This is a genomic window from Candidatus Allofournierella merdavium, assembly GCF_944382735.1.
In the GTDB taxonomy this organism is placed as follows: Bacteria; Bacillota; Clostridia; order Oscillospirales; family Ruminococcaceae; genus Allofournierella_A; species Allofournierella_A merdavium.
This window is the reverse complement of record NZ_CALWND010000003.1, coordinates 210,668-232,371: the sequence shown is the minus strand read 5'-3', so window position 1 is coordinate 232,371 and position 21,704 is coordinate 210,668. Positions and strand designations below refer to the sequence as shown.

Here is a 21,704-nt window from a genome sequence, read left to right as displayed (position 1 = left end):
CTCCGTAGTGCCGAAGATACTTGGTTGGAGACGACCTGGGAAAATAGGTAGGTGCCGGCTTTCTCTTTGCCTTTTTTCAGCGCGAAGAGGCAAAAATGGTTGAAAAAACTATTGACAAATTGCCTTGCAGCGCTTATAATATAAAAGCGTTCCGACAACGGGACGCCGCCATGGCCCGTTGGTCAAGCGGTCAAGACGGCGGCCTCTCACGCCGCAAACGGGAGTTCGATTCTCCCACGGGTCACCATGGTATGCACTTCTAGCTCAGTTGGTAGAGCAACTGTTAAGTTGTATGACCACTGACTGGTGCACAACCACAAAAAGGATTTGACGGTGCAACGCCGAAAAATCCTCACATGCACTTCTAGCTCAGTTGGTAGAGCAGCTGACTCTTAATCAGCGGGCCCAGGGTTCGAGTCCCTGGAAGTGCACCAGATATCCACTGTCCAGAGAAATTTGGACAGTGGATTTTTTATTACACACAACGTCCTGCAATTAGACTGGTAAAGAAAAGGCGAGGAGATTTCCTCGCCTTTTTCTTTTGCCCGAATGATTGCGGGAAGCGTAGATGGGTGTATCTCAAAGCGTATCACAAATCTGTAATTCTAGTTGATAAGGGAGGCTGGATGCCAAGGAAGTGGCGGCTAAAAGCCAATTGTTAGGCCACAAGCGTCATCGGGAATGCTGTGGATAGTGTTCGTGAAGAGGTATTCAGCAATTCAGAAAAGGAGGTGAGACCTATCAGGAAAATGTCAGCATCGGAACTTCACTTCAACTCGAGTGATTGGGCAGCTATGAAGCAACTCTGTGAAGACCACGAGAAATACCCTGAACCGCTTTTTGGTAAGACATCAACTCATGAGGATATCATGATCGAGATCCATCCGGATCGTATTATCACGCAGGTCTTCCAGCAGAATGGCTGGGTCAGAAAGAATGTATATCACCCTCAAGAGGTCACCACTGAGGAGCTCTATGAGGAAAGGTGGGGTAGCGAAAAGAAGCCAAAAAGGCATCGAAACATAGAGCGATAAAGCAGTTCACCATTTTAAGCGTCTGTATTGGATTTATCCAAACAGGCGCTTTTTTTGTTTCCCGAGAACAATCTCGGACATGGGCAGAAATTCCTCATCACGCCAAGGGGGAAGTGCGCCTTTTACCTGCTTTCGAGGAAGGCTGCGTTGCTTTCCCCCCTCTCACACTCTCCCCCCAAGATACACTTACCTGCTGGGAAGAAGATATAAATGCCTGCAGGATGCATACTCCCACAGCCCAGCAAAGCAAACAACATTGCCGAAATGGAAGTCATCGTCTTTTCCAGCCGGTGATTTCCTTGAACAACCAAATAAGGAGGAACGAAATGTCGATCAAATTTAAAAACAGCGAACACGAGAAATTCTATGAGCAGTGCCTCGCCCGAACCGGCAGCCTGGATCCCTACCACAAGGCTTTCTTCTACACCATGGGCATCAGCGGGGACACCCGGCATCACATCGAGGATGTCTATGATTTTCGGGACGATGTGATCCGGCCGGAGGGGCTGAACAAAGGCTGGCAGACCAGCGGGAGCAGTTGCCTGACCCGCTTGGCGTTCAACCTCTGGAACGGGTGGAACGCGGATGGCTGTGCGACGCCTTATGATCTGTTCAGCTCGTCGGATGCGGCCTACATGTTGGAAGCGGTTCGGCTTCGGTACCCGGAGTACTGCAGGGAACCCCAGGCCCCCAGCGTAAGTCGGGCCAGATAAGATGGGACGGGGCCGAAAGAAAAAACACAGAAATAAAGGCAAATGCCAGAAAGGACTTGAAACCATGATCATGGGCATTGACCACGGGTACTACGCTATCAAAACCAGGCATTTCTCGTTCCCAGCCGGTGTGACAGCGTACACCCATGAACCCTACACCCTGAAGAACACCCTCCAGATCGGCGGCAAATACTACGTCTGCGGCACAGGCCGGCAGCCGATCCTGCGTGACAAGACCGTCAACGACAACTACTACATTCTGACCCTGGCCGCCATTGCCATGGAACTTCGCTGCAGGGGACTTCCGGCGGAGAGCTCGGTGACGCTGGCTGCGGGCCTCCCCCTGGCTCGTTATGGTCGGGATAAGAAACTTTTCACCGAATATCTGCTGCGCAATGGCCAGCCAGTCAGCTTCCTCTTCGAGGGGGAACGCTACAAGGTCAAGATCGAAAGCGTGAAATTGTTCCCCCAGGGCTATTCCGCTATCGCCATTCATCCCGAGCTGGTGAAGGATGAGCCGTCTGTACTCCTCATGGACATCGGCGGATGGACAGTCGACCTTATGCGACTGGACAACAACGTCCCGAATGCGGCCACCTGCCGCAGTCTGGAACTTGGCATGATCCGCTGCATGGATGAGATCCAGGAGCAGGTTCGTCGGGATACCGGCCTGTCTGTTACGGACGCCCAGGTGGAACGGATCCTTGCCGGCAAGCCCTGTAGCATGGATCCTGAAGCCCGAAAGCTCATCCAGCGGCAGGGCCGGCTCTACACTGAGCGGCTCATTTCGGCGGCAATGGAAGCAGGGTTTGACCTGCGAACTCTGCCCGTGATCCTGATGGGAGGAGGCGCTGCGACCGTCATGCGCAACGTGAGCGAACGTGACGGCCTTTGTCGGGCTTTTCTGCTGGAGGACGATAAGGTGAACGCTGAGGGCTACGAACGGATTTTGGGCCAAATGTCGAGCCGTGAGGAACAGCGATGAAACGACCCCAGTTCGAGTTCAGACCGAACCGTCGCTTGAAGCTGCATCAGCAGGCATGGGAATATCTCGAAAGGGTCCCTGCCGGGCAAAAGAATGAGTATCTTGTTCAGGCGATCCTGTGTTTAGAATCTCAAAAAGGACTGGAAAAGACCCTGCGAAAAGTTCTGACGGATCCAAGCGTGGCTGTCAAAGGGGAAAGCCTCCAAAAGAAACAAACGGAAGTTCCGGATGAGATGCTTGGGTTTATGGCAAGCCTGATGGAAACGTAGATGTGGCTGTGATGGAGAAGGGCATCTGCTATGTATAACGTGCCGCATTTACCCGATGAATTCTTGTTGCACTTGGTGATAGCTTTGTTCGGATGCTTTGTCTATGCTTGTGTTGCCCAAAGGGAAGATATGGAAAGGAGGGAACAGCATGGGCAAGCTGACAGTAACCGTGCCGGAAGAACTGCACGAGCGGATCCGAAAGGCACTGGAGAACAAAGGAATGACCACAGCGCAGTTCATCCAACAGGCCGTTTATATGTATCTGGATGACCACAACAAGAAAGGAGAAGGGAACATGGCCACACGAACCATTGCATTTCAGGTAACCGAAGAACTGTACCAGAAGGTAAAAGAGTACCTGATCCGCTACGAGCAGGTGTACGGGAGAAAGTTGAGCCAGAAAGAGTTCATCGTTACTCTGATCGAGCAGGCTCTGGAGGAGGCGGACGAAGACTTCGAAGCGGCCCGGGCCGACGAAGACGAGGGCAGCCATGAAGACCCGCTGGAAGAAGACCAGCCGGAAAACGACGATCCCTCCGAATACGACGGCTGCGGCACCGAACAGGAAGCCGGTGCGGCTGACGAGGAGACTGACAACGCTCCCAGCGAGGAAGCGTGATAGTCCACAGGAAAAGGAGGTGGTTCCCATGCAGGCAGAAACAGAAACATCGTAACGAAAGGAGTTGAAGCAAGAGAGTATTCGATTCATCGATATGTTCGCCGGCATCGGCGGGTTTCGAGAGGGCCTGCAGCTTGCCGGCGGATTTCAATGTGTAGGATTTTGTGAGTGCGATAAATACGCACAACAGAGCTATCGGGCTCTGTTCGAATGTGAGGAGGAATGGTATAGCTCAGACGCAAGAACAATCGACCCCGCTGAACTCCCGGAATTCGATCTGCTCTGCGGTGGATTCCCTTGTCAGGCATTCAGCATCGCTGGCGCTCGAAAAGGATTTGGTGATTCCCGAGGAACCCTGTTCTTTGAACTGTCCCGAATGGCTGCAGCCCGGAAGCCTCGGTATCTGCTCTTTGAAAATGTTCCCGGATTGCTTAACCATGACCACGGCAGGACGTTTGCGGCGATCCTCGATGCGCTGGGGAGACTGGGGTATCATGTGGAATGGCAGGTGCTTAACAGCAAGGATTTCGGCGTCCCCCAGTCCCGACGTCGAGTGTACATTGTCGGATATCTTGATGAGCGATGCAGAGGAAAAATACTTCCTTTCACCACAGCAAATGCAACGCCTCTTGCCTGCATCCATGACGGACCGCAGGGGAGTAGGGTCTACGACCCCAGCGGAGTAAGCTGTACGCTCACCAGCCAGGCAGGCGGTGTGGGCGGCAAGACCGGGCTGTATCAGGTGGGGTTCCCAGTCAAGGAGGCCACCCGAAAGGGCTACAAGATGGCCTATCCGGGAGACAGCATCGACTTGGCCTATCCACAAATGAATACCCGCCGCGGCCGTGTGGGCCACAAGATCGCGCATACCCTGACCACGGATGCGACCCAGGGGACGCTTGTTGAGGCGCCCCGGTTCGTGGATCTGAACGAAGATCCTGAGCTTACGAGCATCTCACGGTGCCTGACGGCCAAGCAGAACGGAGGGATCCGCAAGCACAAGCGTGAAGCATCTGGCGTACTGATCGGCGGGCGGATCCGCCGACTGACGCCGAGAGAATGCCTCCGCTTACAGGGCTGGGCAGATGACAGGATCGACAAGATCCTCGCCATCCAGAGCGACAGTCAGGTGTACCGGCAAGCGGGCAACGGAGTGACCGTGACCGTGGTAGAGGCCATCGGAAAACGGCTGGCGGCTGTGGATGCGGAGGTGATGCGCCATTGACCTGAAAGAGCAGCCTTTTGGTTGCGAGATCGAAATGACCGGGCTGACCCGTCAACAGGCAGCGGAAGCGGTCGCCGCCCTGTTCGGGACCAGTGCCCGCCAGACTCACGAGTCCACGACCTATGATCCGTGGGAAGTGATCGACCGGGACGGAAAAAAATGGCGCTTCGTTTTCGACAATAGCATCAAGGCTACCATGCGGGATGGCCGCCGCCAGATTCCTGCGACATCGGGCCTTTATAAGGTCGAGATGAACTCCCCCAAACTGAGCTATGAGGAGATGGGAAAGCTGCAGGAGGTTGTGCGGACACTGCGCCATGCCGGAGCAGTTGTCAACGGCAGCTGCGGGATGCACGTCCATGTGGATGCCTCTCGGCACACACCCCAAAGTTTGAAAAACGCTCTGTCCATCATGTATTCCAAAGAGGATATTCTATTTAAGGCTCTGAATGTGAATGAAGCCAGAGTACAGCGGTGGTGTCAAAAGGTACGGGAGCCGATGCTGGAAAAGATCCGAAAGCTGCCCACGACCACCAGCATGGAGCGGCTGAAGCGGGAATGGTATGGCGGGAATGACGGAAGCTATGAGCACTACAACTGGACTCGATATTATGCGTTGAATCTGCATTCCGTATTTTATCGAGGCACACTGGAATGGCGATGCTTTGAAAGCACTCTCCACGCCGGTAAAGTCCGGGCGAACATCACACTGGCTTTAGCCATCTCCGCACAGGCGATCAACCAGAAGAAGACGTTGATGCGGAAAACGGAAATCTCCGAAAATCCCGCCTTCACGTTCCGCACGTTTCTGCTGCGACTCGGCCTGATAGGGCCGGAGTACAAAAATGTTCGAGAGCATCTGCTTGCCAACCTGCCCGGTGACCGGGCATGGCGATACGACCGCTCCAGCTATCCCAGCCTGACTACCAGGCACAGAGAAGAACGATAGGAGGTGAAAAAACGTGGAAAAACTGCTATACTTTGCCTATGGATCTAATATGGACTTGGACCAGATGGCTTTCCGGTGCCCGGATGGAGAGGTGGTTGGGGTGGTTCGTGTGGACGATTACCGCCTGACCTTCTGCGGAAACAGCTGCGCCGGGGTGGCAACGATCCTGCCCCAGGTGGGAGGCCATGTGGATGGCGTCCTCTGGCGCATTTCGCAGGAGGATGAAAAGCACCTGGACTTCTATGAGGGGTATCCCCGGCTGTACGGCAAAGAGTCTTTGGAGGTCACTGACAGCAACGGGCAGAAAATAACGGCTATGGCGTACATCATGAATTCTCCGTATCGGGAAAGCCCGGCACCGCCCGCGCCCCGCTATATGGAAGTAATCATGGACGGATGCTGCCAGCATGAGATCAACCCCGTCCCGATGCTGCAGGAAGCAAAGCGCCTTCAGAAAGAATACGAGGCGCGACTCTCGCAGCTGAAAACGCACAAGAAAAAGGCCAGCCGGGATGACCGCTGACCGAAAATGATAGAGAGATTGAATAGGAGTGGAACCCATGTATAAAACCATGATCGCAGTGTTGCTTCTGGCCTGTCTGGTCGGATGCGGAGCTCAGCCGAGCGAATCGCAATCTGCACCGAGCAGTTCTATGACCCAGTTGGAAGCCGCCTCTGACAGCCAGACCGAAGGAAACAGTCAGGCCACCCCCACACCGGCACCCGCAAGCAGCTCACAGGATCCTTCGTCTGCCGGCAGCCAGCCGACACAGACTCCGGAGCCTGCCACCACATCAGAGCCGACCGAAAGCACTGCACAAACTGCTGAAGCCAGTGGCTCAGATGCCGCAACTACAGCCTACGGTGCCGTGCCCTTTGAACTTGCAGCGGGCACAGATAAGTGGTGGTACATCGATTCCAGCGACAGCGCCTACTGGGCGGTGCAGGAGAACATCAACGCCATCCGGGCTGAAGCCGGACTGCCTGCACTGACGATGGACGAGTCGCTGAGCGAGGCGGCAAGTGACCGCTGCGAAAGCTTCGTGGCCGGCGGCGCCTTTGACCACTCGGGCATGACAACCCGCAGTGAGATCTGCGCAAGGGGTCCGCTGCGTTCCGCAAGTGAGGTCTGCGAAGCCTGGCAAGGCAGCCCTGACCACTACGCAAACATCGTCAGCCCCGACTTCACCACCATGGGAGTCTCCTGTTGGTTCTGCGATACTGCAGATGGGCAGTACACCTATTGGACGGTGACCTTCGGATAAAACACAGTAGAAGGATAAATACCTTCTGCAAGAAACAGAATCACGCAAAACAGCCTAAGCACCTGCAATTCGCAGGTGCTTTTTTTATTGGAGGTATTGATGAAACAGAAATACAAAATGAGGCACCGCTTCACGGCGTTGCTGCTAGCATTCATGCTCTGCCTCTCCTGCTTTGCCCCGTCTGCTTTCGCACTGGAGAGCAGCGCCTCGGAGTCTGCCCCGACGAGCGAGGCGAACTCGGCGGGGCAGGAGGTGGAAGTTTCCTCCACCCCGGAAAGCGCAGAGCCTGTTCCTGAAGCCGGCAGTGAGTCTTCGGACACCGCCGAAGGGCTCGGAGAAAAAACGGAACTGAGCGCAGAAGCCCAGGCGTTCATCGCCGCTGTAGATGCGCTGGACCGTGAACAGATCCTCTCAGCCATCGATCAATGGCGAGAAGCCAGTCAGGCGTGGCAGAAGGACAAGGAAAACCCTGATCTGATCGCCGCACTGGATGAAGCAATCGCCGTATCGGATGAAGCGGCCGCCCCGGTGACCGCTGCGGAAGATATCTACCTAGCCCTTCCCGACAGCGAAAAGGAAAACGATGCGGTGGCTGCCGCCTATGCTGCGTTGGCCGCGCTGGTCGTTACCATGCAGATGACAGTCGAGCAGGCGGTCGAGCCGAGCGTAGAAGGTGGCAGTACTGGCGGTACCGATGCCGGTGCCGGTGCAGAGCCCGACCTCAATGAGATCGCTCAGATGCTGTACGACGATCTGCCCGATGCGCCGACCGGCAGCTATATGGGGTCTTATGGCTTGCCTGTTGCTACCGGCGAAACCAAAATCGGCATCGGTCTCTGGCACGATGACCAGTCGGCTGTCATCGGCTATATGGATTCCGAGGCGCTGAATTCGGACGGGCTGACCATCACGGTGCCCCGGCAGGCTGGCGAGAGCTTCGCCATCGTTCCTATTTTTGTGCAGGTGGAATACCCTGCAAATGGCAGTTCTTCGCAAATCATTCTGCCCGAAGACGTGGTCCTGCTGGACTATAACGGCTCTGTTGCTGACGAACAGACTGCAGCGGAACTGCTGAACACCAACTATGTGGAAGCATCCGCAGGCACCACCGGCATCTATGTTCAAGCCGATCACGACTTCTCTGCAACCATCCGCTACGCTGCCCCGGACGGTACCAGCATGGAAAAGAGCCTGAATGTCCGGCTGGAAGGAGAAACAGAAAAGCCGACGGATGCCTACAGGGTCAGCACCTACGAGGCACGGCCCACACCGTCTGTAACGACAGGCAAGATCACTGCCGTAAAAAAAGTCAACGGAACTTGGCTGTTGTGGTTTAACGGTGAGGAGGCTTACTGTTGCACCCACGGCGCGAAAGGCACACCCAACGGATGCCCTGTTTACAACTATTCGCACACCTCTTTGGTGACTGCAGCTCAGTATACGCCCGGCGACCACTATGCTAATCAAATCAATATTTGGGGTGGCTTGAATCAATTGAGCCTTGGGCTGCTGAGCGTGGATGCCACCATGGATACCGCATACGACGATGTGCAGCGGTGGGTCATTGCCAACTACCCGGACAGCACCGCTGCCCGGAGTTACCTCGGTTCCATTGAACAGATGCGCAGCGGGGTATCGACCTTTGCAGCGGAAAGTGATTACTTTACCTATATCTATGAACCCTCCGAGGCAGGTTGGCAGACGATTGCTCTGATTGGGCCTCCTACCGGCAGCATCGACCCGAATGCACCGCCCGCAGGCGCCGAGTATTATGCCAGCTGGTCTGCTTCGCCCCAGACTGTCAGCGGCAGCTTTGATGCCAAGTACACGATCAATACAAACAAGATCGGGCTGGAGACCGGCGAAAAGGTGGACAACGCCACTATCGAGATCGAGCCCATCGAAAAAGGTGGGACCATCGACGGCGGTTCCTGGGCCATCACGCCTGCGGACAAACAGACGGTTACCACCGGCGGTCACGTTATGGACGATTCCTACCAGTCCACGGGTGGCGATGCCAGTGCCAGCTGGAGCTTGCACTATGCGGTGACCAAAACCTCCACCAGCAGCCGAAGCGGTCGGGAAGGGCCTTTCGCCAGTCAGGCAGAGGCCGACGCAGCAGCGGCCAGTGCCAAGGCCAGCGCAGAGTCTGATTTGCGGGCTGAAGCCCAGGGCATGGTTGATCGGGCTATCGCAGCGGCGAAAAGCAAGCTGGCCAGCATCAATTTCAGCTTTAATGAAACGGTGATCCCGGTTGGTTTCGAGTTCTATGATGGTGAGCATGGCGGCAGTCAGACAATTTCTGTTCCTATGAACAGTGCAAATGACTACCTCATGCGCAACGACGAGTGGAGCCTGCAGGTCAACATCTCTAAGGTGGACAGCGAGACCGGAGAGCCGATTGCCGCCGATGCAGAGTACGAAGTGTTCGAATGGGATACTGTGACCCAGAAGTATATCCCCTTTGGCGGGTACAATCGGTATACGGTGATCCGCAATGAGGACGGCACCTATTCCGTAGCCAATGGCACCGACTACGGAACGGAGTTCGATACCAGCCGCACTCTCTACTACACCCAGCGCAACCAGGGTCGTTTTATCATCGTTGAGACCAAAGCGCCGGACGGCTACTATGGCGACTGGACCAACATTGAGCAGCCCGGTGAGGCTGGCACTCCCCTGGGCAAGCGTGCCTACTATATCGAGATCACCAAGGACAATGATGGCAGTGTGATCTGGCTGGATAATGCCGACTATACAGCCGATATTGCCACCAACTACACCGGCGGCACCAAACTGGTGACCAGCGATGGCACGGAAGCCACTGTCACCATCCACGATAAGCCGCAGGATGCTGGCCGCACCTATGTGACCGACAGCACCGGCCTCGCAAACAACGAGGACAGCTACACCATGACCCCCAAGGATAATGTGTTCCAGAACGACCGCATTCTGGGTGAGATCATCTTGACAAAGGCGGATCTGGATCAAAAGCCGGAGGGTACTGCGACTCATGGTGAAGCCAGCATCGAGGGGGCCGTGTACGACCTTTATGCGGCTGAGGACATCCTGCACCCCGACGGTGTGAGCGGTGTGGTGGACTACAGCAAGATCACCTATGAGGATGGCACCCCCGTCTGGCATACCACGGTGCGCACCAACAGCGGCTGGGATGACAGTTATCTGCCCATCCTCTCCAAAGACCACCTGGTAGCCAGCGCCGAGATCAAAGACGGCCTGCTGGTGTTCAGCAACCTCTATCTCGGCAAGTACTATCTGGTGGAGCGGGCTACGGGCATTGTGCTGCCGGTGGATACTGGCAGCAAGTTTTACATCACCGGGCTGTACCCGGAACTGAACCGCAAGCTGGAGCCGACTGGCCGGTATTCTCCTCTGGAGCAGTCCGATGGCGAGTATACCGACTACGTCTACAAAAATCTGTACTCCGCCGTGGCAGAGGGCCGTGCGCTGGACGGCAGCAAAACCTATGATGGCTACTACCTGAGTTATGCCGAAGGTTACCTCTGCGATGAGATCAACCACTATGAAACCCTGTCCTATGGTGATGAGTCCGGCTATGTGGTTCGGGAGGGCAATCAGAGTTTGGACGCTGTCCTGAAGGGCGGTTTTGAACTGCGCAAGCTGGTGAGCACCACCGGCCCGGGCAGCCCTGCTCCCAAGCTGGAAGGTGCGGGCTTCACCATTTACCGCATCCCCGATCTGAGCAAGGCGAATCAGTTTACCCGCGCCCCGGACGGCAGCTACAATATCCAGAGCGTGCTGGACGCCTACCGCAAGGACAACTACGACAGCGAGACCCTCAAGTATGATTTCAGCAATGAGGCCCAGGCCATCGCCCGGATGTTCGAAAGCGATACCGATCTGGTGTATGCCTACAATGCTACGCTGACCGAAGCGGGGGACAATGCCAACGGCAGCGGTCTCGGCTGGGTTCCCACCGGCACGACCAATGAGTATCGTCTGAGCGAGCTCTTCACCAATGAGGAGGGCGTATTCCGGGTGACCGGTTTGCCCTACGGCCAGTATCTCATCGTCGAGACGACGATCCCGCAAGATGTCTTCCAGGCTGATCCCTTTGGCTTTACGGTGGACAGCACCACTCCGCAGAGCGTCATGTGCCAGCCCAACGGCAGCGTGACCGAACCCAGCAACAGCTACCTGACTTATAACATCCTCGACGAGGAGATGGAAGGCTATCTGAAGCTGGTCAAGGTGGATGCTGAGACCGGCAAGGCAGTCAAGCTGGCCAACACCTCTTTCGCCATCTATATGCTGCATGAGGATGGCACCAAAGAGCGCCTGTCCATGGTCGATCCCAGCAGCGGTAATCCGACTGAAAAAACCAATGTGTTCTATACCGACAGCGAGGGCCGTATGAAGACCCCCGAAAAACTGCCCTTGGGCCGGTACGAGGTCGTAGAGCTGGAAGGCCCCAACGGCTTCTTCAACGATGAAGCCTATACGGTTCAGTTTGAGATCTCTTCCGACTCTGCTTGGGAAGTGGTTGGCAATGCTGTCAACGGCATGGATGAGTACATTCTCACCCAGGAGTACATCAACCACGAAACCCTCGGCAAACTCACGATTCGCAAAATGGGCGAAGTTTTGACCGGCTGGGAACAGGACTGGAGTCTGGACATCCTGGACCCCTGGTTCTCTGGCGAAGCATGGCCCGGTGACTTCACCTGGGAGGAACGCCCGCTGGCCGGTGCCCAGTACACCATCACAGCCAACGAGGACATTTTCACTCAGGATCGTCAGACCGATTCCGACGGCAACCGCACCTTGTGGTATGCCAAGGGTGACGTGGTGGCGGTAGTCACCACCGGCGACGGCACCAGCGATATGGCTGTGTTTGCGCCCGGCCGCACCCAGGCTACCTACGATTTCCTGTCCGTTATCCATGAGAAGGTTGGCGAGGTCACAGTGACCCTGCCGCTTGGAAGTTACCACATTGAGGAGACCAAACCTCCCTATGGCTATACCAACACCACGCAGAGCTACGATGTGACTTTCCAGTGGGATGAGCAGACCAACAGCGTGGTTATGGCACAGAGCATCACCAGCACGGATGAGAACGGCAATGCCACCACGACCGAGTTTGAGATCGTCAATGCAGAAGATACCACTGCCGAGTTTACCGAGCAGCAGGTCTTGAAGTTCCACAACGAGCGGGAAAAAGCACAGGTCAAGGTCATCAAGCTGGACGAGAAGACCGGCACTGCCCTGGCTGGTGCAGTGTTCAACCTGTATACGCAGGATGACATCTACAACGCCGACGGCGACCGCCTGTTCCGAGCAGGTGATCTGCTGGCGACCTCTGCCCCCACGGGCGAGGACGGCACAGTCGTGTTCGACTGCGACCTGCCCATGCAGGATGCCCGCTATGGTGAAGTGGACGAGCAGAACAGCGGACGGTACATCATCCGTGAACTGCGTGCGCCCACCGGCTACTTCCTGAATGAGGAGCCGATGGAGTTCACCTTTACCTACACCGGGGCTAAAGTCCAAGTGCTGGAAAGCGTGTGCAAAAACGAAGGTACCAGCGTGTTCATCAGCAAGCGGCAGCTCACCGGCGACGAGGAACTGCCCGGTGCGACCCTGACCATCCAGGACGAGAATGGTGCTGTTGTGCGCCAGTGGGTCAGCGGCGACAAGCCCGTTGAGATCCGCGGCCTGGAACTGAACAAAGTCTATACGCTGGTGGAAACCATTGCCCCGAACGGCTTTGCCAAGGCAGAGAGCATCCGCTTCAAGCTGGTACAGCGGCAGGACGAGGATGGTAACGTGCTGCCGGAAAACGATGTGTATGTCTGCACGGACAAAGATTGGCTGATCTTCGATCACTGGACTCTGATGGAAGACGGGACTGTGGTCATGCGGGACGCCCCTGCGCCCACCCCGGATAAGCCGGAGTCGCCCAATCCCGAGCAGCCTGCACCTACTCCTACCCCTGTGCCTCCGGCACCCGCTGTTCCGCAGACTGGCGATATGACCTGGCTGTGGATCGGACTGGGTGTTGTTGCGGCACTGTCCGCCGGTGGCCTGCTGCTGATCTTCAAACGCGGCGGCACCCACGATGAGGATGAGGAGTCCTGATGCGACACTTCGCAAAGGGATTCCTCATCGGTACCCTGTGCATCTGCCTGCTGGGGCTGGTTTGGCTGTTTGCTTTCCAGCCCCGGCTGACGGCACAAGAAGCGCAGGACCTGAAAACTCAGTTTACCACCATCCCCACAGATGACCTCTCCGGGGATGGACCGGCTGGAAAAGAAGAACCCCAACTGGATTTCAAGGCACTGCAAACCAGGTACCCGGACGTGAAAGGATGGCTCACCATTCCCGGCACAGTGGTGGATTACCCGGTGATGCAAAGCAGCGCCCAAGACCCGGAGCAGTACCTCCGGCGAAACTACGACATGAAGTGGCGGATGGCCGGCAGTCTGTTCTTCCAGTATGACTGCATGCCGGACAGCCGGAATCTGGTTGTATTCGGCCACAACATGAATGACGGAACCATGTTCGCTGTTTTGAAAAAGATGGCGGATCCGAAGTTCCGACAGGAGCATCCAACCGCTGTCCTGCAAACAGCGGATGGGACGCATGAATATCGGATCTTGACCGCACTGACCACAGACACGACGCAGCTCCCATTCAACAGGACGCAGTTTGCCGGGGATGAGGATTTTCTGTCCTTTGCCGGCAGCATGCTGGCAGGAACCGGCTATACGGCCCGGGCGGGCGACCGACTGCTGACGCTGGTGACCTGCGCCTATACCTGGGACGGGGCGCGCACAGTTGTCGTGGCAGTCGAACAAAATTGAACCGAAATCGGCGGGGTGTGCAGGCGCCCCGCCTTATTTTATGAAGGGAGGAATTCATTGAAGCAAGGTCTGCTGGACAAGGTAGCGGAACAGAATCACGCATTTATCTCCAGCCTCCGCATTTTGCCTCACTTGAAATGGGCGGCTTTGCGTGACCTGTACTACCTGAAAGACAAGGAACAGTATCCCCTCAAGGAATGGGAGGAAGCTGTTTCGTATCTGCTGGGCTGCACTGTGGTGTTTCAGGCCTATGAGGAGATCACCAACAGCCTGAAACCTTTTTCGCTTGGATTGGAGTGATGAAATGAAAGTTGTTATGGTAGAACCGGGGCAGTATGCCCGAATCGAGGAGATGGATACTGGCCTGGAATCGCTGCAGAAAGCGGTCGGTGGCCTGATCGACTGTGCGTATCCCTGGGAAGAAATGGTCTGCATCGTCTGCAACGATGAGGGCCTGCTCAACGGGATGCCGCTGAACCGTCACGTGGAGAACTACCAGCCGATTGCCGGCCCGTTCTTTGTGTGCGGGATCGAGGGCGAAGACTTCTGCAGCCTGACCGATGAGCAGGCCCAGCGGTATCAGGCAATGTTCCATCAGCCGGAACTGTTCATTCCCTACAAAACCGGGCTGATGCATCTGAAGTACGATGACCCCAACCTGCCGGGGGCACCTGACACCATCAAGAAAGCCTATCAGGAACGGCACGGCCTCCCGGAACTGGGCTTCTGTTCGGTACCGGATCTCAACATGATCATGCTGGTGAAGTACGGCCAGACGGGTTATTGGCCCATTGAGCATTTCCCGGAGGGCATGGGTGCTGAGGAGTATGCAGACACCCTCAACCAGATGATTGGTGTTTCCAAACCGCAGCAAACGGCAATGCTGTACGGCTCTATGTTCGGCTGGAATATTCCCGCCGCCAGCCCGGAACGCTACGATGAAAATGGGAAACCCAAACCGCACGGTCAGCGGCGCGGCAACCCGGAACGATAAAGGAGGACGAGAGATGGATCGATTTTATACCGCTGAATCTGTGACCGAGGGACATCCCGACAAACTGTGCGACCAGATCGCAGACAGCGTGTTGGATGACTGTCTGGCCCATGACCCGTTGTCCCGTGTGGCCTGCGAAGTGCTGGCGACCCGCAATCATATCGTGGTTGCCGGCGAGATCACCAGCCATCATGTGCCCCGAGTCCCCGCCATCATCGAATCGCTGATGCATGATATCGGCTACTCGACCCGCGGCCTGACCATCGACCTGCTGCTTCACCGGCAAAGCCCGGACATTGCGGCCGGGGTGAACAACCCGCTGGAAGAAAGAGAGGTGATCGGGACCGGCGAACTGGGTGCTGGCGACCAGGGCGTCATGGTAGGTTTCGCCTGCAGCGAGACCCCCGAAATGCTGCCGCTGCCCGTGGTGCTGGCCAATCGGCTGGCGCTGACCCTTTCGTCTGTTCGCAAAGCCGGTTTGATTCCCGGTCTGCGCCCGGACGGCAAAACTCAGGTCACCGTGGAATACGACGAGGACGGCAAGCCCCTGCGGCTGGACACGGTAGTGATCTCCGCCCAGCACAGTCCGTCCATGGAACAGGATGAGCTGTTCTGGCAACTGAGCGACAAGGTCTTGGCACCGGCACTGCATGATCTCCGGCCCGACGAGGACACCAAGATCCTCGTGAACCCCTCCGGCCGCTTTGTCTTTGGCGGCCCTGAAGCGGATACCGGCTTGACCGGGCGGAAACTCATGGTGGACAGCTATGGCGTGTTTGCTCCCCACGGGGGCGGCGCTTTCTCCGGCAAAGATCCCACCAAGGTGGACCGCAGCGGTGCGTACATGGCCCGGTACATTGCCAAGAACATCGTGGCGGCAGGCCTCGCCAGTCGGTGCAAAGTGACGCTGGCCTACGCCATCGGCAAGGCGGAGCCGGTCATGGTGTCGGTGGATACCTTCGGTACCGGCACCCTCTGCGCCGATGACTGTTTGGAAGATGCTATCATGCTGGTATTCGGCCTGACCCCTGCGGCCATCATCCGGCAGCTGGATCTGCTCAAGCCCATCTACGCCAGCACGGCGGCCTATGGCCACTTTGGCCGCCCCAGTTTTGCCTGGGAGCGCACCGATAAGGCCAAGGAGCTGCGGGATGCCGTGGAATGAGAGGTGACGCAGTATGTCGGGGGTGACCAAAGAGCAGATCAACGCAGCGAAGCAGATCCGTGCCATTGATTTTTTGCTGCAGTACCGGGCGGACGATATCATGCCCAGCCAGTGTCGGGGGGAGTTCCAGCTGCGCAGTCACGACAGCTTCAAGATCAGCGGCGAGACCAGCCTCTGGCATTGGAAAAGCCGGGATATCGGCGGAAAGAGTGCGCTGGATTATCTCATTCATGTGGAGGGGATGCGCTTCATAGAAGCAGTCCTGCTTTTGCGGGACCAGACCCCGGCAGTGGTTCACTCTGCCCCGGCACCGAAGCAGATGCCCAAGCCGAAAACTTTTGCCTTGCCTGAAGCGGCAGCGGACAACCGACGAGTGTTTGCCTACCTGCTGCACCGGGGGATCGACCGCAAGGTCATCAGCGATTGCATCCGAGCCGGTATCCTGTACGAGAGCGCCCGGTTCCACAATGCTGTGTTTGTGGGCCGGGACGAAAACGGTGTGCCGAAGTATGCATTCCTGCGGGGGACGCTTACCAATACCGCCGAGAGTTTCCGGGCCGAGGTGGCCGGCAGCGACAAGCGGTACTGCTTCTGTCTGCAGCCGGAAGGTGAAAGCCGAAGGGTGGCTGTTTACGAAGCCGCCATTGAGGTGCTCGCCCATCTGAGTTTGGAACAGACACGGGACAAATACCGACTGTCGCTGGGTGGGATCTACGCACCCAAAGAGGGATTCAATGCCAGCTCGTTCAAGAAGCCGGCAGCCCTGACGGCCTTTCTGGAGCAGAATCCGAATGTCTGTGAAATCGAGATCTGCACCAACAACGACTATGCGGGGCGCTGGGCGGCGGACCATATCCGCAAAGAGTACGAAGGAAAGTACCAGATCATTATGAACCTGCCCGAACGGGAAGGAGCGGACTACGGAGATCTGGCACAGGAGAAAAGCAAAGAGAGGGCCGTCCGGCAGCGGGCGGCCCTCTCCCGTTAAATAAAAAAGGAGGACTATGGAAAAGGAAACCTTGAAAGCCTATGTGATCACGGACCTCACGGCAGAACTGGCTGTAGAAGACATGGACAGTGAGTACGGCGAAGACGATTACGCCGAGCTGGACGGGCATGACCTGACCGACTACGAGCCGAGCATCCGGGAGTACATCGAGAAGGAGAAGGAACTGCTGGATGACGGCGGCAACCTTGCTCCCTATATTGACAGCTCTCTTCCCCGGCTGCGTGAGAACGTGCTCCGCATCGAACCCGACGTGGTGGTCTACGATGGGAAACTGTGCGGCTGCGCCACCGTGGAGCTCAAGCAGGAACTGAGCGAACGGGACTGGAACACACTGTTCGACTACATCTCCGGCCAGTATTCGGATGGCTGGGGCGAGGGTTTTGAGCAGCGGGATATCCCGGTGGCGGATGGTGTTCTGAACGTCCACTTCTGGTAGCCGGATCAGCGTTGCCCGATTGTGCTGGATGCTTTGCCCGGTCAGGGAGCGGCAGTGCCTCGGCAGGCACACAAGCCCAAGATGAAGCTGATTGGCCAGGACGGGAATATCTTCTCTATCCTGGGCCGAGCTGGTCGGCTGCTTCGCCAGAATGGCCAGCGCAAACAGGCCGAGGAGATGGTTCAGCGTGTGCAGAACTGCGGCGACTACTACAAGGCGCTCGGGATCATCAGCGAGTACGTCCAGACCGAGTTGTCTGCACCTGAAAAGGGTGACGCTGCGCCTCGCCCCAAAAAAGATCAGCAGGAGAGGTGATGCAGATGTCCGTGTCGAATTATGATCTGCTGCAGGCCAAGGTGGATGCCGAGCTGGCGCGCTATACCGAAGAACTCATGAGCCACGGCCCGCAGGAGGTCGTGGACAACGCCTATGAACTCGTGATCAAGAGCGAACTTGCTGTTCGTCTGGAAAGCTCTTTCCTGACCAAGCAGCAGATCCGTGCGCTTCTGGATCAGGAGAACCCGCTGGCCTACATCTACGAACGCTGGGAGCATGACCATGCCGCCATTGGTGATCTGCTGTGCGATACCATCTATGCGGCAGGCAATGATGCCCATCGTGAACGTCTCACCAAAACCAAGCATCGAAAGGAGGAAACTCGTTGAGTCAGAAATACGAAATCAGCGAGATTGCCCATCCCCGGTATCCCTGGCTGCATCGGATCCGTGCATTAAGTGATGTGCGGTCAGGTGTTGTCAAAGGGGACTTGGGCGGATATGTTCAGAACGAGGATAATTTGAGCCAGGAAGGGACCTGCTGGATCTTTGATGACGCCATCGCCTGCGAGAGTTCTTTCGTGGATCAGCAAGCAACTGTTTCGGGCACCGCTGTTATCCGTGGCTCAGCTTTGGTTTCAGGCCGAGCCATGATTCGTCAAAATGCGGTTGTTGATGATCATGCCATCGTAATGGATGGCTTTGTAAAGGCGCAGGCTCATGTGGCTGGCAATGCTGCGATCACCGCCAGTTCGGTAACCGGGGCATGGCCGCACATCGAAGGTTTTGCCAGTGTGTACGGGGATGTTTGCGGCGCAGTGTTCGTGAAAGGGACTGCGGTCATCTTGCCGGGGGTTGCAATCAACAACCCCACCAAGGACTCCTTTGTGGTCGAGAACAATAAGGTGACTGTCGAGCGGAACTATTTCCGCCTGAACGGGATCCCGCAAAATCCCAACAAGCAGGAGACCAAGAGAAACAGACGCTCCGAGGTGGAGCGATAAGAAAGGAAGGATGCCTCTGAGTAATACCAATGAACTGAACCTGATCGTGGACCCTGATACCCAGCTCAACATCGAACACAGTGGTGGAGATGGCTGGACCATCCTGCACGGGGATATGTTGAGCATTGTCAAGGCGTTTCAGCCGGGCGTTTTTGATGCGGTCATCACTGACCCTCCCTACGCCAGCGGCGGCGCCAAGCCGTCCGAAAAGAACCGAACCACCAACCAGAAGTACAGCAGCATGAAAGCGGACAAGGCACTGCCCGACTTCGACGGGGATCAGAAAGATCAGCGCAGCTGGACCCGCTGGTGCGCCGAATGGCTGTCGGATGTCCGCCGTGCCTGCAAACCGGGTGCCGTGCTGGTCGTGTTCATCGACTGGCGCATGGCCCCTTGCCTGTCCGATGCGATCCAGTGGGCCGGGTGGATCTGGAGAGGCCAGATCGTGTGGGATAAGCAGGTCAGCCGTCCTCAGCGTGGCCGATTCCGGCAGCAGAGCGAGTATGCGCTTTGGGCATCCAATGGACCGCTGCCCATGGACCGCCCTGTAGGCTGCCTGCCCGGTGTGTTCCGCTACACCAATCCGGCCAACCGCATCCATGTGACAGAAAAGCCCCTGCAGCTCATGCGGGATGTGGTGCAGATCTGTGTCCCCGGCGGGCGCATCCTGGATCCCTTTGCCGGTGCGGGCACCACGATCCTGGCCGCCGTGAAGGAGGGCTACGAGGCCGTAGGTATCGAGGTGACGGACGCTTACTACAAGCTGGGCTCCGACCGGGTTCGATTCGCACTCAATGAAGCCACTGACCACAAGGAAACCCAATAAGGATGAAACAAGGAAGCCTAATTAGGCTTCCTTGTTTCTGATTGCAAGATATTAAGGAAGCCTAATTAGGCTTCCTTGATAGACAGAAAAGCCCGATGGCCGATGAGAAACCGGCTGTCGGTCTTTTCTTGTAAGAGAGGAGACATGGAATGGATAAAGCGTTTGCGTATATTTGTGCTTCTGCCGAGACCGCCCCCCGCATTCTCAAGCGGTATTGCCGTACTGTGTATGAACTGGGGTATGTGCCCATCTGCCCCACCCTGAGTGATAACCAGTATCTGTCGGATGAAAGCCCGGATGAACTGCGGGATCTGCACAGCATCGCCCTGCAGAAGTTGGCCCGCTGCCGGATGCTGGTGGTCTGCGGCAAAGAAGTCAGTCACGGGATGTCGGTGGAGATCGGCTTTGCTGAAAAGCGCCATATCATCTGCACCACTCTCGCAGGTCTCGCCAAGATCCAGGAAGACCTGGATGGGGCCGCCGAGTAAGGGACAACCCTATTTTTCTCAGGGGGTGGCTGTCTTTGCAAGCATAGCGTTTGGATATCCAAACGCACCCTTCTTGGGGAGAACCCCAAACCCCCGGCAGCCATCCCCGCAATGCTCTCACTGAAATGAGGTGAATCAATGGACGAAAAGCAGTACGCCGTATTCTGCCGGAAAGGCAGCGACGTGGATGAACTGATCGAGTGCGCTGCCTCGCCCGGTATGCAGAAGACCAAGACGGCCTTTCAGGTGGAAAAGGTGGTCGTCCTTTCGGACGCAGAGTATGCCATTTTCCGCAAGGAAGGCTTTATGCAGGATCAGGTTTTCCTGTTCGAAAACGGTGACCATATGTGGTTCGACCCGTCCGAGTCGTGCTGGCACTGCCTGCTGATCAAAGGCGAACACAGCCGTGAGGGGATCCTGGTGGAAGCCGAAGGGTATTCCTACGCCCGGTATGCGGCCCATGTGCCGGACTGCAGTCTGGTGCGGGTTGGTGCGGTGCCTGTGCAATTTGAGTACCCGGTCAAACCGCCCCACAAGAAAAAGGAGGCCCCGGAGCGGTGAGAAAACGTAACCATGTGATCCCGCTCCATCTGAACCGACGGGAGCTGGAATACCTGGAAGCCCAGGTCAAGCTCAGCGGCCAGCCGAGGGAGGAATATCTGCGCACCCTCATCATGGGAGCACAGGTACGGCCGAAGCCCTGCACCCATCATGCGGATCTTCTGCACAAAGTGTCGGGCCTCTGCAACAATGCCAACCAGCTGGCCAAGGTCGCAAACACTTATGGTGTGGCAGATGCAGCAAGCGTTGCTGAAATGACCGCTATCGCACAGCGGGTATGGGAGGAGGTGAAAATGCACTGGTAAACAGTATGAACGGAAAGGAACTGACCGCTTCCTTTTGGAAAGGGGTCAAGACCGCACGAGAACTGAAGATGCTTTCCTCCGGGTGGAATCCTTCCACAAAACAGAAAGTCCAGATCCGTAAAGTGGTGGTGCTTTGTGATGCGGAGTACAAGAGGTACATGGATGGCGAACTCGATCAACCGAAAATCTTCTTGGCGGAGGACAAAGAACGGCTTCGCTATGACACCCGACACCACGCATGGAACTGCCTGCTTGTTGTTGGCGAGTCCAGCAAGGACGGAATCCTTGCCGGCTATCTGCCGAAATCAGATTCTCTCTTCCTGACCTATGTCCCTGAACATCAGGAACTGGAACTGCCGGAAGGGATCCCCGTCGCAATGGAAATGGGGGCGGCTTCTACGAATCTGCAACCCGCCTTGCTTGGCACTGCGGATGCGGCGGCCCACTATTCTTCTTTTGTGGGGTTGGAGTTGATCTCTATGGCATCCTCCCTTCATTTTGCTGCGTATGACCCTGCGGCCAATGTCTTCACAGTGCTTGAGCAGGGCGGACCCAATGACTATATGCAGTACAAGGGCACGCCGGAAGAGATCGCACAGGCATTCCATTTCAACGGAAAACTGAAAGAAGCGTTCTTCGATCTGCGGTATCGGAATATCAGCCATGGAAGCCATCTGGTAAAAGAAAGGCAGAAGCGTACATATTCGAAAGAGCGCAGCGGAGATGGGAGATGAAAG

At 56.5% G+C, this 21,704-nt stretch carries 24 protein-coding genes and 2 tRNA genes; all 26 read left to right on the top strand.

Annotated elements, in window-relative coordinates:
* Positions 1-172: 172 nt before the first annotated feature.
* Positions 173-247: transfer RNA gene (locus tag ACH2A7_RS03545), tRNA-Glu, on the top strand.
* 111 nt (positions 248-358) lie between these two features.
* Positions 359-434: transfer RNA gene (locus ACH2A7_RS03540), tRNA-Lys, on the top strand.
* Positions 435-869: 435 nt separating this feature from the next.
* Complete coding sequence (locus ACH2A7_RS03535) at positions 870-1,034, top strand: hypothetical protein (protein WP_204658973.1); 165 nt, start codon at positions 870-872, stop codon at positions 1,032-1,034.
* Between the two features lie 326 nt (positions 1,035-1,360).
* Entirely contained in the window at positions 1,361-1,747 is a 387-nt protein-coding gene (locus tag ACH2A7_RS03530; RefSeq protein WP_330032314.1) for a DUF6075 family protein, read from the top strand.
* Positions 1,748-1,811: 64 nt separating this feature from the next.
* Complete coding sequence (locus ACH2A7_RS03525) at positions 1,812-2,732, top strand: plasmid segregation actin-type ATPase ParM (protein WP_394960131.1); 921 nt, start codon at positions 1,812-1,814, stop codon at positions 2,730-2,732.
* Entirely contained in the window at positions 2,729-3,001 is a 273-nt protein-coding gene (locus tag ACH2A7_RS03520; RefSeq protein WP_349216466.1) for a plasmid segregation centromere-binding protein ParR, read from the top strand. Before ACH2A7_RS03525 ends, ACH2A7_RS03520 begins: the two co-directional genes overlap by 4 nt.
* Before the next feature lie 97 nt (positions 3,002-3,098).
* Positions 3,099-3,620 carry a translation initiation factor 2 gene (locus ACH2A7_RS03515; RefSeq protein ID WP_394960129.1) on the top strand — a complete coding sequence of 174 codons (522 nt, stop codon included), beginning with the start codon at positions 3,099-3,101 and terminating at the stop codon, positions 3,618-3,620.
* 64 nt (positions 3,621-3,684) lie between these two features.
* Positions 3,685-4,845, top strand: a complete 1,161-nt coding sequence (gene dcm, locus ACH2A7_RS03510; protein ID WP_394960127.1) for a DNA (cytosine-5-)-methyltransferase — start codon at positions 3,685-3,687, stop codon at positions 4,843-4,845.
* The gene (locus tag ACH2A7_RS03505) at positions 4,841-5,794 is read left to right on the top strand and encodes an amidoligase family protein (RefSeq protein ID WP_394960141.1); all 954 of its coding nucleotides are present in this window, start codon (positions 4,841-4,843) and stop codon (positions 5,792-5,794) included. Before dcm ends, ACH2A7_RS03505 begins: the two co-directional genes overlap by 5 nt.
* Before the next feature lie 13 nt (positions 5,795-5,807).
* Entirely contained in the window at positions 5,808-6,317 is a 510-nt protein-coding gene (locus ACH2A7_RS03500; RefSeq protein WP_394960125.1) for a gamma-glutamylcyclotransferase family protein, read from the top strand.
* 37 nt (positions 6,318-6,354) lie between these two features.
* Positions 6,355-7,059: a CAP domain-containing protein gene (locus tag ACH2A7_RS03495; protein WP_394960123.1), complete on the top strand. Its 705-nt coding sequence runs from the start codon at positions 6,355-6,357 to the stop codon at positions 7,057-7,059.
* 99 nt (positions 7,060-7,158) lie between these two features.
* On the top strand, positions 7,159-13,179 hold the full coding sequence (locus tag ACH2A7_RS03490; RefSeq protein WP_394960121.1) for a SpaA isopeptide-forming pilin-related protein: 6,021 nt from the start codon (positions 7,159-7,161) through the stop codon (positions 13,177-13,179).
* Positions 13,179-13,904 carry a class B sortase gene (locus ACH2A7_RS03485; protein WP_394960119.1) on the top strand — a complete coding sequence of 242 codons (726 nt, stop codon included), beginning with the start codon at positions 13,179-13,181 and terminating at the stop codon, positions 13,902-13,904. The genes ACH2A7_RS03490 and ACH2A7_RS03485 overlap by 1 nt, the downstream gene beginning before the upstream one ends.
* A gap of 57 nt (positions 13,905-13,961) precedes the next feature.
* Positions 13,962-14,204 (top strand): hypothetical protein, encoded by a 243-nt coding sequence (locus tag ACH2A7_RS03480; protein ID WP_394960117.1) that lies wholly within the window; start codon positions 13,962-13,964, stop codon positions 14,202-14,204.
* Between the two features lie 4 nt (positions 14,205-14,208).
* On the top strand, positions 14,209-14,898 hold the full coding sequence (locus ACH2A7_RS03475; RefSeq protein ID WP_394960115.1) for a DUF3846 domain-containing protein: 690 nt from the start codon (positions 14,209-14,211) through the stop codon (positions 14,896-14,898).
* 13 nt (positions 14,899-14,911) lie between these two features.
* A complete protein-coding gene (metK, locus tag ACH2A7_RS03470; RefSeq protein WP_394960113.1) occupies positions 14,912-16,063 on the top strand; it encodes a methionine adenosyltransferase in 1,152 nt (383 codons plus the stop codon).
* Between the two features lie 13 nt (positions 16,064-16,076).
* The gene (locus tag ACH2A7_RS03465) at positions 16,077-17,051 is read left to right on the top strand and encodes a DUF3991 domain-containing protein (RefSeq protein WP_394960111.1); all 975 of its coding nucleotides are present in this window, start codon (positions 16,077-16,079) and stop codon (positions 17,049-17,051) included.
* Between the two features lie 16 nt (positions 17,052-17,067).
* Positions 17,068-17,508, top strand: coding sequence for a hypothetical protein (locus ACH2A7_RS03460; RefSeq protein WP_394960109.1), 441 nt, complete (start codon positions 17,068-17,070; stop codon positions 17,506-17,508).
* Between the two features lie 81 nt (positions 17,509-17,589).
* Positions 17,590-17,823: a hypothetical protein gene (locus ACH2A7_RS03455; protein ID WP_394960107.1), complete on the top strand. Its 234-nt coding sequence runs from the start codon at positions 17,590-17,592 to the stop codon at positions 17,821-17,823.
* A complete protein-coding gene (locus ACH2A7_RS03450) occupies positions 17,823-18,173 on the top strand; it encodes a DUF3848 domain-containing protein (protein ID WP_394960105.1) in 351 nt (116 codons plus the stop codon). The genes ACH2A7_RS03455 and ACH2A7_RS03450 overlap by 1 nt, the downstream gene beginning before the upstream one ends.
* Positions 18,170-18,787 (top strand): hypothetical protein, encoded by a 618-nt coding sequence (locus ACH2A7_RS03445; RefSeq protein ID WP_394960103.1) that lies wholly within the window; start codon positions 18,170-18,172, stop codon positions 18,785-18,787. Before ACH2A7_RS03450 ends, ACH2A7_RS03445 begins: the two co-directional genes overlap by 4 nt.
* A 10-nt stretch (positions 18,788-18,797) precedes the next feature.
* A complete protein-coding gene (locus tag ACH2A7_RS03440; protein WP_394960101.1) occupies positions 18,798-19,613 on the top strand; it encodes a DNA-methyltransferase in 816 nt (271 codons plus the stop codon).
* Positions 19,614-19,762: 149 nt separating this feature from the next.
* Positions 19,763-20,101 (top strand): hypothetical protein, encoded by a 339-nt coding sequence (locus ACH2A7_RS03435; protein ID WP_394960099.1) that lies wholly within the window; start codon positions 19,763-19,765, stop codon positions 20,099-20,101.
* Positions 20,102-20,239: 138 nt separating this feature from the next.
* Positions 20,240-20,662: a DUF6329 domain-containing protein gene (locus tag ACH2A7_RS03430; protein WP_394960097.1), complete on the top strand. Its 423-nt coding sequence runs from the start codon at positions 20,240-20,242 to the stop codon at positions 20,660-20,662.
* Positions 20,659-20,967, top strand: coding sequence for a plasmid mobilization protein (locus ACH2A7_RS03425; RefSeq protein ID WP_394960095.1), 309 nt, complete (start codon positions 20,659-20,661; stop codon positions 20,965-20,967). Before ACH2A7_RS03430 ends, ACH2A7_RS03425 begins: the two co-directional genes overlap by 4 nt.
* Before the next feature lie 5 nt (positions 20,968-20,972).
* The gene (locus ACH2A7_RS03420) at positions 20,973-21,701 is read left to right on the top strand and encodes a hypothetical protein (protein WP_394960093.1); all 729 of its coding nucleotides are present in this window, start codon (positions 20,973-20,975) and stop codon (positions 21,699-21,701) included.
* Positions 21,702-21,704: the final 3 nt, after the last annotated feature.